General features: G+C 74.5%; 11 protein-coding genes. 3 read left to right on the forward strand and 8 right to left on the reverse strand.

The features are described from left to right. Window positions 1-4 precede the first annotated feature (4 nt). Both ABTZ03_RS34540 and ABTZ03_RS34545 read right to left on the reverse strand, forming a co-directional pair. Window positions 5-1,213 (reverse strand): hypothetical protein, encoded by a 1,209-nt coding sequence (locus ABTZ03_RS34540; protein ID WP_350517116.1) that lies wholly within the window; start codon window positions 1,211-1,213, stop codon window positions 5-7. A gap of 22 nt (window positions 1,214-1,235) precedes the next feature. Beyond that, window positions 1,236-2,159 carry a 5-dehydro-4-deoxyglucarate dehydratase gene (locus tag ABTZ03_RS34545; RefSeq protein WP_350517117.1) on the reverse strand — a complete coding sequence of 308 codons (924 nt, stop codon included), beginning with the start codon at window positions 2,157-2,159 and terminating at the stop codon, window positions 1,236-1,238. A gap of 200 nt (window positions 2,160-2,359) precedes the next feature. On the opposite strand from ABTZ03_RS34545, the gene ABTZ03_RS34550 reads away from it, so the two are divergent. Further along, a complete protein-coding gene (locus ABTZ03_RS34550; RefSeq protein ID WP_350517118.1) occupies window positions 2,360-3,163 on the forward strand; it encodes an NAD-dependent epimerase/dehydratase family protein in 804 nt (267 codons plus the stop codon). Between the two features lie 30 nt (window positions 3,164-3,193). Here the strand turns inward: ABTZ03_RS34550 and ABTZ03_RS34555 are convergent, their stop codons facing one another. Continuing rightward, on the reverse strand, window positions 3,194-4,771 hold the full coding sequence (locus tag ABTZ03_RS34555; protein ID WP_350517119.1) for a sugar porter family MFS transporter: 1,578 nt from the start codon (window positions 4,769-4,771) through the stop codon (window positions 3,194-3,196). A gap of 86 nt (window positions 4,772-4,857) precedes the next feature. On the opposite strand from ABTZ03_RS34555, the gene ABTZ03_RS34560 reads away from it, so the two are divergent. After that, window positions 4,858-5,799 carry a TIGR01777 family oxidoreductase gene (locus tag ABTZ03_RS34560; RefSeq protein WP_350517120.1) on the forward strand — a complete coding sequence of 314 codons (942 nt, stop codon included), beginning with the start codon at window positions 4,858-4,860 and terminating at the stop codon, window positions 5,797-5,799. A 156-nt stretch (window positions 5,800-5,955) separates the two neighbouring features. Next, window positions 5,956-6,771 carry a hypothetical protein gene (locus ABTZ03_RS34565; protein ID WP_350517121.1) on the forward strand — a complete coding sequence of 272 codons (816 nt, stop codon included), beginning with the start codon at window positions 5,956-5,958 and terminating at the stop codon, window positions 6,769-6,771. Here the strand turns inward: ABTZ03_RS34565 and ABTZ03_RS34570 are convergent. From ABTZ03_RS34570 to ABTZ03_RS34590, 5 genes are all read right to left on the reverse strand, one after another. Further along, the gene (locus ABTZ03_RS34570) at window positions 6,761-7,261 is read right to left on the reverse strand and encodes an SRPBCC family protein (RefSeq protein ID WP_350517122.1); all 501 of its coding nucleotides are present in this window, start codon (window positions 7,259-7,261) and stop codon (window positions 6,761-6,763) included. The genes ABTZ03_RS34565 and ABTZ03_RS34570 overlap by 11 nt on opposite strands. Before the next feature lie 101 nt (window positions 7,262-7,362). Then, window positions 7,363-9,318: a DUF8189 domain-containing protein gene (locus tag ABTZ03_RS34575; RefSeq protein WP_350517123.1), complete on the reverse strand. Its 1,956-nt coding sequence runs from the start codon at window positions 9,316-9,318 to the stop codon at window positions 7,363-7,365. Between the two features lie 121 nt (window positions 9,319-9,439). Then, window positions 9,440-11,755: a condensation domain-containing protein gene (locus tag ABTZ03_RS34580; RefSeq protein WP_350517124.1), complete on the reverse strand. Its 2,316-nt coding sequence runs from the start codon at window positions 11,753-11,755 to the stop codon at window positions 9,440-9,442. Between the two features lie 59 nt (window positions 11,756-11,814). Continuing rightward, window positions 11,815-12,603, reverse strand: a complete 789-nt coding sequence (locus tag ABTZ03_RS34585) for an SDR family NAD(P)-dependent oxidoreductase (protein WP_350517125.1) — start codon at window positions 12,601-12,603, stop codon at window positions 11,815-11,817. Between the two features lie 50 nt (window positions 12,604-12,653). Beyond that, window positions 12,654-13,475, reverse strand: a complete 822-nt coding sequence (locus ABTZ03_RS34590) for an AfsR/SARP family transcriptional regulator (protein WP_350517126.1) — start codon at window positions 13,473-13,475, stop codon at window positions 12,654-12,656. Window positions 13,476-13,500 lie beyond the last annotated feature (25 nt).

Genomic DNA, 13,500 nt, shown 5'->3' on the forward strand with positions numbered 1-13,500 from the left:
CGGGCTAGGGAGCGATCGGTGTCCCGGCGACCGCCTCGACGGCGGTGCGGATCGCGGTGAGGTCCTGCCGGGAGGCCAGGCCCAGGTGGTAGAAGCGCAGTTCGGTCGCCCCGGCCGCGGTCAGCTCGGCGCACCAGGCGGGTAGGTCAGCGGGGTCGCCGCCGAGCCCTGCGACGGCGCCGACGGTGGCCACGACGCGCCGCCCGGGCGTCGTCGGGTCGGCGTAGGCGCGGACGGCGGCCAGCGCGGCCGCCGAGCGGGTGGGGGCGAGCAGTACGGGCGCGGCTGCCCCGGCCCGCTCGGGCGGCAGGCCGGGGGAGGGGCCGAAGCCGAGCGGGTCCGGCTGGCCGTGCAGCAGGACGGGCAGCTCCGGGCGCTCCGCCGCGACGGCCGCGAGGACGGACCGCCGCAGCCCGTCGGCCGCGCCCACCCGCATCCGGGCGACGGCCCCGGCCGACTCGGGGTCCAGCGCCGCGTCCGGGGCGGTGCCGGCGAAGACCGGGTCGAGCGCCGTCCGCACCTCGGCGCGCAGGGCGACGGGGTCGGCCCCTTCGGCTCGGTAGCCGTCCTGGCAGTGCGGGCAGAAGCAGAGCGAGAACAGCAGCCGGGCCGAGGGCGGCAGGGCCACGCCCGCGACCTTGTCGTGGGCGTGCAGGTGGTCGAAGCCGTACCAGCCGCAGGACTCCAACTCCAGCCCGGACAGGCCAGGTTGGGCGGCCGTCTCGGCGGCCAGCGTGGCGCAGTAGAGCCGGACGGCGGGGGAGGCGGCGCACAGCGCCCAGGGGTAGCGGTCGCCGTAGGCGTTGAGCACCGCCGCGTCGGGGTGCCGGGCGCCGAGCCGCTGCCCGTGCGCGAGGACGGTCCAGGCGTACACCTCCACCCCGGCCCCGGTCAGCGCCTCGGTGGCGCGGCCGAAGGACCGCGGCGACCAGGGTGCCTCGACCGGTCGCAGCCGTCCGGTGCCGGACCAGCGGTCCGGGTCGGGCCGGAAGTAGACGGCGGCGTGCTCGGCGGTGACGACCTTGTGGCGCGGGTGGCGCGGGGTCAGCGCGCGCACGCTGTGGTACGCGGCGGCGACGGCGGCCCGGCGGATGCCGAGGCCGGTGAGGCGCTCGCCGCAGGCCGGGTCGCCGTCGGCGTCCCAGGGGTAGAGGTAGCCGCCGACCGCGACGGCCGGCGCCTGCTCGGGGGCGTTCACGTCAGGTGGGTTCATGCCGGCGCCCCTTCGGGTGCGTTCACGCCAGCGCCTTCCGGGCGCGGTCGAGGAGCTCCGACAGCTCGCGCAGGTGCGCCGGTTCGGGCTCGGTCAGCGGCGCCCGGACGCTTCCGACCGGGTGTCCGGCCGCCCGGGTCGCGGCCTTGACCAGGGAGACCGCGTAGCCGGGGCGCCGGTTGCGCAGCTCGACGTAGGGGCGCAGGAAGACGTCGACCAGGGTGGTCAGGGTGGGCCGGTCGTCCTCGGCGAGGGCGCGGTGGAAGGCGAGCGCGAGGTCCGGGGCGAAGCAGAAGACGGCGGAGGAGTAGAGCGGCACGCCGATGGCCCGGTAGGCGAGTTGGGTCATCTCGGCGGTCGGCATGCCGTTGAAGAACTGGAAGTCCCGGTGCCCGGCGGCGCGGACCGCGCTGACGGTGCGGAGCATCCGGTCGAGGTCGCCGAGGCCGTCCTTGAAGCCGACCACGCCGGGCAGCCCGGCCAGCCGGGCCACGGTTTCGGGCTCGTAGACCGTCCGGTCGCGCTGGTAGAGGATCAGGTCGAGCGGGGTCCCCTCGGCGAGCGCGGTGATGTGGCGGACCAGGCCGTCCTGGCCGCCCCCGGGACCGTACGGCGGCAGGACGAGCAGGGCGTCGGCGCCGGCGCGCTCGGCCGCGCGGGCGAAGTCGAGGGCGAGGGCGGTGCCGTAGCCGGTGCCGGCGACGACGGGCACCCGTCCGCGGGCGGCCTCGACGGCGACGGCGACGCAGCGCTCGTACTCGGCGGGGGCGAGGGCGGGGAACTCGCCGGTGCCGCAGGCGGCGAACACGGCGGCGGGGCGGTCGGCGAGGCGGGCGTCGAGGTGGGCGCGGTAGGCCCCGGGGTCGAAGGTGCCGTCGGGGCCGAAGGCGGTGACGGGGAAGAACAGCAGGCCGTCGAGCGGGGGCAGGCCGGTGCGTGCGGGCACGGGGATGGGTCCCTTCGTGGAGAGCGTCCAGCGGTGGGAACACCGAGGAGCGTAGGAGGGCCCGGGCGTGGAGGTCAAGGGAGTCGCGTTCTCATATCTGAATGACGGTCATTCCTGTGAACCGCTGTTCTTGTGGACCGCCCGAAGCTCTGTGACCATGGGCCCGCACCGCACACCCGTCTCCGACCTAGGGAGTCACCGTGCCCCGCATCCTCGTCACCGGCGCGGCAGGCGCCGTCGGTACCCTGATCCGCCCCCGGCTCGCCCGCCCCGACCGCACCCTCCGGCTGCTCGACCTGCTGCCGCTCGACCCGGGCGAGGGTGAGGAGGCCGTCCGGGCCTCCGTCACCGACCCGGACGCGATGCGCGCCGCCTGCGAGGGCGTCGACGCCGTCATCCACCTCGGCGGGATCTCCCTGGAAGCGCCCTGGGAGCGGATCCTCGACGTCAACATCAACGGCACCTACACCGTCTTCGAGGCCGCCCGCCGGGCCGGGGTCCCGCGCGTGGTGTTCGCCTCCTCCAACCACGTGGTCGGCTTCCACACCCCGGCCGAGTACCCGCTCACGGCGGCGAGCCCGCCGCTGCCCGACACCTACTACGGCGTCTCCAAGGCGGCCGGCGAGGCGCTCGGCGCGCTCTACCACCACCGCTACGGCCTGGACGTGGTCTGCATCCGGATCATGACCTGCTTCGCCGAACCGCCGAACCCCCGTGCCCTCTCCACCTGGCTCTCCCCGGACGACTGCGCCCGCCTGCTGGAGGCCTGCCTCGCCGTGGAACGGCCCGGCTACCGGATCGTCTACGGTGTCTCCCCGAACACCCGCGGGGGCTGGGTCTCGCTGGACGAGGCCCGCGCGCTCGGCTACGAACCGGCCGACGACGCCGAGGTGCACGCCGAGGCCGTCCTCGCCGCGCACGGGAACCCGCCCGTCGACGACCCCGTCTTCGCCCACCTGGGCGGGCACTTCACCTTCCCGAACCTCGACGCCGACCGGCTCTGAGCAAGGGCGGCGATCCGGCGGCGGTGGTGGTCACCCGCGCAGGCCGAGTTCGATCTGCTCCAGGGTGCGGCCCTTCGTCTCGGGCACCAGGCGGAGGGTCAGCACCAGCAGCACCGCGTTGACCCCGGCGAAGACGTACATCGAGGTGCCGACCCCGAGGTGGTGACGGTCGGACATGATCGGGTAGACGGCGGTGACCAGGCCGGTCGCGGCCCAGAGCACCACCGACCCGACGCCCATCCCCGCGCCGCGCGCCTTGAGCGGGAACACCTCCGCCATCATCACCCACACCACCGCGCCCCAGCCCAGTTCGTACCCGGCGAGGTAGAGGACCAGCAGCACCACGGTCAGCGTGCCGAGGGTGGACTTGTCGTGCACGTGGGTGACGACCCAGCCGGTCAGGCCCAGCGTCACCACCATCACGGCGCTGCCGATCAGCAGCAGCGGCTTGCGGCCCCAGCGGTCCACCACGAACACCACCCAGGCGGTGAAGGCGAGCTTGGTGATGCCGAGGATGACGGCCGAGAACAGCGCGGTGTTGGCGGTCAGCCCGAGCGAGACCAGCATCGTCGGGAAGTAGGCGTTGATCGCGTTGACGCCGCTGAACTGCTGCCCGACCGCGAGCAGCAGGGCCACCAGCAGCATCGGGCGCACCCAGGGTGCCCACAACTCCCGTACCCGGTAGGTGGTCTGCTCGGCGTCGAGGCGGATCACGGTGCGGATGGAGGTGAGTTCGGCCTCGACCTCCGCCGTCGGGTGGGTGGCCGCGAGGACGGCTCGGGCCTCTTCCTCGCGGCCTAGGTTGACCAGCCAGCGCGGGGTCTCCGGCAGGAACCGCAGCCCGGCGACCAGTACCGCGGCGGGCACCAGCGCGCCGGCGAACATCCAGCGCCACAGGTGGTGCGGCTGGAGCCAGTAGTCGACCAGGAAGGCGATCAGGATGCCGCTGACGATGAAGATCTGGTTGAGCGCGCCCATCGCGCCGCGGATCCGGGCGGGGGCCAGCTCGGAGAGGTAGGTCGGCACGGTGGCGGAGGAGAGCCCGATCCCGAGGCCGAGCACCGTCCGGAAGGCCACCAGGGCGCCGAAGCCGGGGGCGAGGGCGCAGGCGAGGGTGCCGACGATCACCACGCCACCGGCCGCCATGATGGTGCGGCGGCGGCCGATCCGCCCGGTCAGCCGGGCGGCCAGGCCCGCGCCGACCATCGCGCCGACGGACAGCGAGGCGGTCAGGACGCCCTGTTGGAAGCCGGACAGCTGCCAGGACTTGGCGATCACGACGAGGATGCCGGCGATCACGCCGAGGTCATAGCCGAAGAGGATGCCGCCGAGGGCGCCGAAGGCGTAGAGCGTGACGGGATTGATCCTGCGGGGAGTCGTGCGGGGGTGGTGGGGCATGGGGGACCGCCTCGTCTCGGGGGTGGCGCGGGGGTGGTCGGTGCCGTGCGAGGGAGGTGCCGTTTCCGGGAGTGAAGCGGCCGGCAGGGAACAGGTCAAGACCTCTCGTTCGTATCCACGAATAATCGGCGTGGCCAATTGCCTTGTATGGGAGAGGATTTGGTGATTCACCCTTTCATGTCCATGAATCATGGACAGGTTCCGGAACATCCACGGGCTCGTCCGGCATGCGCGCGAGTAAATTGAACGCGTTCAATTCTCGCGCTACGCTGGCGGTCGGAAATGAGGGGGAACTCATGAAGATCGTCATCCCCGGCGGCTCCGGCGCGCTCGGCACTCTGCTCGACCGCAGCCTGACCGCCGCCGGCCACCAGGTCGTGGTGCTGAGCCGACGGCCCACCGGACCGCGCCAGATCGGCTGGGACGGCCGCACCCGGGGCGCCTGGACGGCGGAGGTCGACGGCAGCGACGCCGTCCTCAACCTGGCCGGGCGCAGCGTCAACTGCCGCTACACGCCCGAGAACCAGCGCGCGATGATGGACTCCCGGGTGCACTCCACCCGGGCCGTCGGCCAGGCGATCGCCGCCGCCCGGCGGCCGCCCGCCGTCTGGCTGCAGATGAGCACCGCCACCGTCTACGCCCACCGCCACGACGCGCCCAACGACGAGCGGGACGGCCTGATCGGCGGCGACGAGCCCGACGCCCCGCCCTCCTGGCGGTACAGCATCGACATCGCCCGGGCCTGGGAGGACGCCCAGAGCGCGGCCGACACCCCGCACACCCGGCGCCTCGCGCTGCGCACCGCCGTCGTCCTCGGTCCGGAACGCGGGGGTGCCCTCGACTCGCTGTCCTGGCTGGCCCGGCTCGGCATCGGCGGACCGATCGCGGGCGGCGCGCAGTACGTGTCCTGGATCCACGAGCGGGACTTCGCCCGCGCCGTCGAGTTCCTGATCGCGCACGAGGAGATCGACGGACCGGTCAACCTCGCCGCCCCGAACCCGCTGCCCCAACGGGAGTTCATGCGCGTGCTGCGGGCCGCCTGGGGCATGCCGCTGGCGCTGCCCGCGGCCCGCTGGATGGCGGAGCTGGGGGCGTTCGCGCTGCGCTCGGAGAGCGAACTGCTGCTGAAGAGCCGCCGGGTGGTGCCCGGGCGGCTGCTGGAGGCGGGCTTCGCCTTCGACCACCCGGACTGGCCGCGGGCCGCCCGCGATCTGGTGCGGCGGCTGCGCGGGCGGTAGGCCCTCGCCGGCCGGCCGGGGCCTTCCGTCACGGCGCTGTCACAGCTTCCCGCCGCCGGTTGCCCGGGGCGGGTCCGGGCCGGGACGGTGGGACCGGTCGTGGGGAGCGGCCACTGGGGAGGGGGCGCCGGAATGCGTAGAGTGCGGTTGTCGTCCATGCGGATGCGGACCGAGCTCATCGGTGCCGGCGTCCTGCCGATGATCGGCACGCTGGCCCTGCTGCCGGCCTGCGGGGCCGCGGACGGCTTCGGGATCTTCCTGGCCGGGTGCGCGGTCGGCGCCGCCGCGCTCTTCGCGGCGCCCTACACCTTCTGGCTCCGGGCGGACGAGGAGGGCGTCACCTTGGTCCGGTGCCTGGTGCCGCGCCGGTTCGGCTGGGCGGAGATCGACGGGCTGGCGATGGAGTTCGGCCAGGAATCGGAGACCGACGTCCACTTCATGCGGCTGCGGTTGCGGCTGGCCGATCCGCCGGGCCGAGTCGCGGGGCCGCTGGTCGGCAGGTTCGACGTCACCGACGAGGACACCCCGTCGGGTGTCCCGCCCCGGGCCCTGGCCGAGCTGTTCGCGGTCTTCGGGGAGCGCGGACTGCCGGTCGAGGAGGCCGAGTTCGCGAACGAGGTGCTCCGGGTGCGCGGCCTTCCGCTGCTGCCCCCGCTGCGGGTGTGGGTCGAGCCCGCCGAAGGGGCGCCCGAGCCGGAGCGGGCCTACGCGGACGCGCCGGACATCGCGGCGGAGTCGGCCGCCCTGCCGCACTGGCGGCAGCGGCCCCGGCAGCGGTACCGGCGCGAGCACCTGCTGCGGCGGGCCGCACTGGCCGACCGGGTGTTCCTGCGGGACCGGGACGGGCTGGCGCTGGGGATCGCGCTGAGTGCGGCGGGGGAGCTGGTCCGGTACGACCTGATCACGGTGGAGGGCGACCAGCGGCGGTACGTCCGGCAGCAGTACCTGAGCTGGCGCACCCTCAACCGGTAGCCGGGGGCGGGGTGGCCAGCAGGTGGTCCAGCACCCGGCCGAACACCAGGCGCCCGGCCAGTGCCACCGCCGGGTCGAACAGCCGGGGCAGGCCGGTGATCCGCAGCTCCTCGGCCCAGACCACTTCGCTGCCGCCGGTCGAGCCTCCGCCGGAGCCGCCCGTGCCTGCCGAGCCGCCCGTGCCTGCCGAGCCGCCCGCGCTCAGCGCGCGCACTCGCAGCTCGGCGCCGCCGCGCACCACCCGGCCGCGCTTGGCCAGTACGCACCGGGCGGGCGGCGCCAGTTCGACCAGTTCCATCGGGTCGTCGAAGCGCAGTGGCCCGAGGGCCGTCCGCGCCAGGATCACGTCCCCCGGCTGCCGCCCGGTGCCCCGCACCACGCTCACCCGGGTGAACGGGACCCGGTCGCCGTGCCGGGGCCAGGCGGTGAGCCGGGCCCAGCAGTCGGCGGGCGGCAGCGGGGAGCGGCGGGTCAGGACGAATCGGGCCATGCCGCAGCCTAACCGGGACGCCTCGGCGCCCTCGGGTACCGACTCGTGAGCCGCCGTCCGGCGGCCGTCCGGGAGCCCCCTCGGACGGCCGCCCGGGCGGGTCAGAGCGGCAGGCCCTGCCAGCCGCCGAAGTCGGTCGGCGTGGAGCCCGCGCGGTAGTAGACCCGGCCGTCCGTCCCGATGGCGAACACGTGGAGCACCCCGTTGCCGTCGACGATCGCGGTCGGGAAGTCGAGGACGGTCCCGCCGAGGTCCTGCCAGGCGCCGTAGCCGGAGTTCGGGGCGGTCTGGGCGGTGGTGCTGACGCCGCTGCCGCGGTTGCGCTCGAACAGCACGACCTGCCCGCCGAGGTTCACGGCCGCGGGCTCGCCCACCCCGCCGTGTCCGCCGAGCGGGGCCGGGGACCGGCTCCACGAACCACCGGGCTGGACCTGGTAGCTGACCACCACGGCGCCGGTGTCGGCCTCCCGGTAGGCGAGTTCGATCCGGCCGTCCTGGTCGAGCGCGGCCTTGGGCGCACTGGCCGGCCGGGCGTTCGGGATCTGACCCGGGCCGCTGAAGGCGCCGTTGGGGGTGCTCTGCCACCAACCGAGGATCCCGCTGCGGGTGCTGGCGAACACCTCGATCGCCCCGACACCGTTGCGGATCGCGGTGACCGGGTCCTGGACGTCGCTGCCGCCCTGGTCCGCCCAGGTGCCCGACCATCCGCCGCTCGGGGCGGTCTGCCAGGTGCTGCTGAGGCCGCCCCCGCCGTTCTTCACGAAGATCTCCAGCCGTCCGTCCTGGTCGTTGGCCACCACGGGCACGCCGACCTGGTCCTCGTTGCCGAGGCCGGAGTTGGGGCTGCCGTGGTCGGCCCAGCTGCCCGACCACGCGCCGTTGGGCGTGCCCTGCGGCAGCGAGACGATGTGGTGGTCGGTGAGCCGACGGGCGAAGACCTCCAGTCGGCCGTCGGCGTTGCTGCCGACGGCGATGCCCGGCGCCAGCCGCCCGCCCGAGTCCGCCAGCCGCAGTGAGCCGCTCCAACTGCCGTCCGTCCGCCGCCAGTAGGTGTACAGGGCGCCGGCCCGGACGACGAACACCTGCGGCCGGCCGTCCTGGTTGAGGCCGGCCCAGGAGGTGCCGCGGGACCAGCGGTAGTACATCCGGGAGAACCAGTCGGCGGAGTAGTTCCCGGTGGAGTGGTCGTGGCCGGCGTACTCGGAGAAGAACACGCCCTTGGGGCCGGACGCCGCCGGTTCGAGGTTCACCGGGGCGTCGCCGATGTTGTAGTCCCGGTAGTTCACCTGGATCAGGGTGCCGCCGTAGAGCGAGGCCGCCAGGCCGGCGAACTTCGCGGCGGCGATGTGGTCCGAGTGGTCGCCCGCGTAGCGGCTGTCCGGGAGCTCGTCCTGGGCCCGGAGCACGGTCGGCTGGTACGTCACCATCAACTGCCGCAGCACCTCGACGACATCGGCGGCCGTGTAGCCGGACGGCCCGGACAGCGGGCTGCCGACCGGGACGATGCTGGTGTCCGTCTTGCCGCCCAGCACGCCGGCGAGCTGGCCGTCGTGCAGGTTGAGGAAGACCAGGTGCACCGGGTGGTCCTTGAGGATGTACCGTTCGACCTGCTTGCCCGCGACCGTCCAGGCCTCGACCGTCCAGTGGCCGACCTCGTCGGTCGACGGGTCGGTGTCGCCGACCCCGGCCATCCGGGAGTAGGCGTTGACGGCGCCCATCTGCCGGTTCCAGGTGCGCAGCGGTTCGCCGGCGGGGTCCCAGCAGACCGTGGGACACGGGTCGCCGGTCCCGTTGCCCGCGGTGACGAACACCGTGACGGACGGCGTGCCCTCGGCGATCGCGGTGGACAGGTCGGGGTTCATGAACAGGATGTCGTCGTCCTCGTGCGCGACGACCTGGAGGAACAGCTGGCCGGAGCCGGCGGTCAGGGTGCTGCCCGTGGTGGTGCCCGGGCCGGTGGCCGCGGCCGCGCTGCTCGCGGTCGTCCTGGTCAGGACGGGCCCGGCGAGGGCGGCGAGCGCGACGGAGGTGAGGAGTTGCCGTCGTCCGATGGCCATGTGGTTCTCCCCGGTGCGAGATCGACAGGTGATCGTGCCAAGAGGAGATTAACCCACCGTCGAGCAGGTCATGACAAGGAAATCACCGGGCAAAGATCCGACCTGTGCAGACAGTTGACGGTCAGTCAAGCGGCACGGCCCAGCGGTCCACCTCCTCCAGCGGCGCCGCCAGGGCCGCGGGGTCGGCGTCGGCCGCGAGCAGGACGACGAGCGGCGGCCGGCCGCCCGCCCCGAGCCGGGCGATCTCGTAGGCGGTGAGGCCCCGGCCGGGCGGGGCGAGCAGTGCGACCGGGGCGTCGGTCGCCAACAGCGGCCCCAGCACCGGTCGGTAGGCGCCGGGCGGGGTGTCCTCGGTGCCCGGGCGCAGCACGCCGAGGGCTTGCGGCCCCGGCCAGGTACGGGCGGTGCCGGGGTAACCGGTGTGCGGGGCGCCGGGCGGGGGGAGCAGCAGGACCCAGCCGGCGCCGGGGCGGGTGGCGCGGCACAGCACGTCCAGCCGTACCGTCGACGGCCCGCCGTCGGGGGAGGCGGCGGCGCCGGGGCGGGGCGCGGGCTGTCCGGCCAGGGTGGAGCGGAGCACCTCGGTGGTGCTCAGCCCGCTCGGCAGGTCGGGGAAGCTGCGCAGCAAGTGGGCGCTCTGGCTGAGGAGTTCGGCGGCGTCCTGGTCGGCGAGCAGGGCCCGGTCATGGGTCGCGGTGAGGACCAGGCCGCCGGTGGCGTCGTAGTGGGCGGCGAGGGTGATCGGGTACGAGGTGAGGGTGCCGGCCGGGACGGGGCTCTCGACGTGGATGCCGTGCGCCGCGAGGTCGGTCTCCAGCCGCAGCTGGTGCGCGGTCATCGGCTGGTGCTCCAGGACGACCAGGCTGTTCGGCCGCCGGCCGCGCCCGCCGGGGCCGAAGCGTTCGACCTGGCCGGGCGAGACCCACTCGTAGGAGGAGAGGTCGAGCACGGTGTCGCGCAGCGTGCCGAGCAACTGGGGCACGGTGGCGCCCGGGTGGACCCGGACCGAGATCGGCAGCGGGGTGCGCAGGGCGCCGGGCAGCCGGTCGACGCTCTCCAGCGGGATGCCCCGGCCGGAGACGGTCACCGCGAAGCCGACCCGGACCGGCCGGGCCGGCCGCCGGGGGCGGTCGGACAGCGCGGCGCGGTACAGCAGCAGCGCCCAGGCGGCCTGCAGCGCGGTGCTCTCGCCCGCGCCCCAGGCCGCCGCCCAGCCGCGCAGCCGGACCGCCTCGTAGGGGGAGAGCCGGCGCCGGGCCCGGCCGCTGCCGCGCCGTCGAGGGTCGGGGGCGAGCGGCAGCAGCGCCGCGGGGTCGGGCCGGGTGGACCAGAACTGCTCGGCGGCGTCGGTGGGTTGGGCCGCCAGCCAGCGGGCGTGGTCGCGCAGGTCGGGGCGCCGTTCGCCGCCGGGGAGCACGCCGCCGCCGAGGTAGGCGCGGTAGAAGGACTGCAGCAGCAGCCGGACGCTCCAGCCGTCCAGCATGGCGTGGTGGTAGGTGAGCAGGACCCGGGTGACGGGCCCCTCGTCGGCGGGCTGCGGGGCGTCCAGCAGGGTGGCGCGCAGCAGGGCGGGGCGGCGCAGGTCGAAGCCGCGCAGCCGGTCGGCGGCGAGCAGTTGGTCCCACCCGACACTGCCGTGCGGGTGCCTGGTCACCTCGGGGACGGCGCGTTCGTGCAGCACCGTCCACGGCTCGCCGCTGCCGTCCGGCGCCCAGTCGAAGGCCGCGCGCAGCACCGTCTCGTGGTCGAACACCGCCTGCCAGGCCGCGGTGAAGCGCTCGGTGTCCAGCGGGCCGTGCCAGTTCCAGGACAGTTGCTCGATGTGCCGCCCGCCGTGGTCGGGGCGGCCGAGGACGTCGCGCAGCAGCTCGCGCTGGAGGGCGCTGGTCGGGACGGTGACCGGCTCCGGCGGGTGGGCCAGGGCCTCCCGCAGCTCGGCCAGCAGGCGCGCGGCGTGCCCGGGCGGGCCGGGGGCGATCCCGACGAACAGCCGCCGGCGGTCCCGCGGGCCTCCCGGGGGTTCCCGGAGCTCCGTCACCAGGACCGCCCGCAGCGGCGCCCCGGCGGCCAGCGAGCGGCCCAGCTCGGCGAGCAGGCCGTCCAGCGCGGCCGGGCCGGTCACCGTCCGCCGCCAGAGCAGGTCGGCGGCGGACGCCGGGGCGACGGCCCGCAGGGCGGTGCGCAGCACCTCGGGCCGGTGGACCCGGTGCAGCTCGACCAGCAGGAACTCGGGCAGCCGGGGGCCGGGGCGCTCGGCGACGGCCCGGTGGACGCGGACCTGGACGCGGGCACGGGGCGCGGTGCGGGCGAGCGCGGCGCGCACCGCGGCCGGGTCGAGCGGTCCCGGTGGTCGGGGGGCGGGCAGGCAGGGCGCGGGCGCGGGGGCACCGGCCACCAGCAGGGTGACGGGTGCGCTGGAGAACTGGCGGTTCGTCATCGCTGATCAGCGGGCTCCGGGCCCGGTTCCTTCCCGTCGTCCGGCCTGGTGCGCCGGGGCTACTGGGTGGCGAGGCCGCCGCAGACGTTCAGTGCCTGGGCGGTGATGCTGGCCGCGGTCGGGCTGGTGAGGTAGCCGGCCAGCGAGGCGACCTCCTCGGGGGTGGTGTAGCGCCCGAGCGGGATGTGGGTCTGGAAGTGCTGGTGGATCGTCTCGGGCGTGGTGTTGTACGCGGTGGCGTACTCGTGGTGGATCCGGGTGGTGTGCGGGGTGTGCACGTAGCCCGGGCAGATCGCGTTGACGGTGGTGCCGGTCGGCGCCAGCTCCTTGGCCAGCGCCCGGGTGAAGCCGATCACGGCGTGCTTGCTCGCGGTGTACGGGGCGCCGTAGGTGACGGCCTGCTTCCCGGCGGTGGAGGCGATGTTGATGATGCGCGGGTGCGTGGTGGTGGTGATCCGGCCGTGCTTGAGGGTCTCCCGGGTGACCAGGAAGACGGCGTTCAGATTGGTGTCGATGACGTCGTACCAGAGGTCGTCGGTGGTGGTCGCGGTGGGCCCGCCGCCGGTGCGTCCGGCGTTGTTGACCAGGACGGTGATCGGGCCGTGGGCCGCGACCGCGCGTTGGATCAACTCGCTGACCTGGGTGGGGTCGCGGACGTCGCAGGTGGAGCCGTCCGCCTGGTGGCCCTCGCCGCGCAGGGTGTCCAGGGCCTGGCCGATGTGGTCGGCGGTGCGGGCGCAGATGTAGACGTGGTGGCCGCGGCTGCCGAGTTCGCGGGCGATGGCGAGGCCGATCCCGCGGGTGCCGCCGGTGATCAGGGCGAGGGGTTTCTCGGGTTCGGTGGTCATGACGGGTCCTGTGGGTGAGGGCGGGAGAGGTCGTGGGTCCTGGGTGCCGCCTAGGCGGGGTAGAGGTTGTAGGTGGTCGGGTGGTGTGCGGTGGCCGGGGTGTTGAGGGTGGGGTCGAGGGTGAGGATGGCGTGGTGCAGGTGTTGCAGGTGCGGGGAGGGCTGGATGCCGAGTTCGCTGGTCAGCCGGTGCCGCAGGTGGTGGTAGGCGGAGAGCGCGTGGGTCTGCCGGCCCGCCCGGTACAGCGCGACCATGGCCTGGGCGTGCAGGCCCTCGTGGTGCGGGTGCTGGTGGGTGAGGTGGGTGAGTTCGGGGATCAGCTCGTCGTGCCGGCCGAGCCGGAGGTCGGTGTCGATGCGGCGTTCGAGGGTGATCAGGCGGCTCTCCTCCAGACGCATGATCTCGATGGTGAGGATCGGTCCGGGGCGGACGTCGACCAGGGCGGGGCCGTGCCAGAGGGCGAGGGCCTGGCGGAAGTGGGTGGCGGCCTGGTGGTCGTGGCCGTGGTTGAAGGCGTGCTGGCCCTGGGTGATCAGCAGGTTGTAGGTGTGGACGTCCAGGTCGTCCGGGTGGGCGGTGAGTTGGTACCCGCCGTGCCGGGTGGTCAGCACGTCCTTGGCGGTGGTGTGCGGGGTCGGCCCGAGGGCCTGGGCGATCCGGCGGCGCAGCTGCAGGATGTACGTCTGCATGGTGGTGAGCGCCTGTCTGGGCGGTTCGTCGCCCCAGATCTCCTCGATCAGGGTGGCGGTGGGCAGGATCCGGTTGGGGTAGAGCGCGAGCAGGGCGAGGATCTGGCGCTGTTTGGCGGCGGTGGGGACGACGGAGATGCCGTTGAGGTCGGCGGTGAGGGGGCCGAGGACCTTGAGGTGCATGGCGGTTCTCCTCTCGTACGGGGCG

Source organism: Kitasatospora sp. NPDC096077 (genome assembly GCF_040303245.1).
Classification (GTDB): domain Bacteria; phylum Actinomycetota; class Actinomycetes; order Streptomycetales; family Streptomycetaceae; genus Kitasatospora.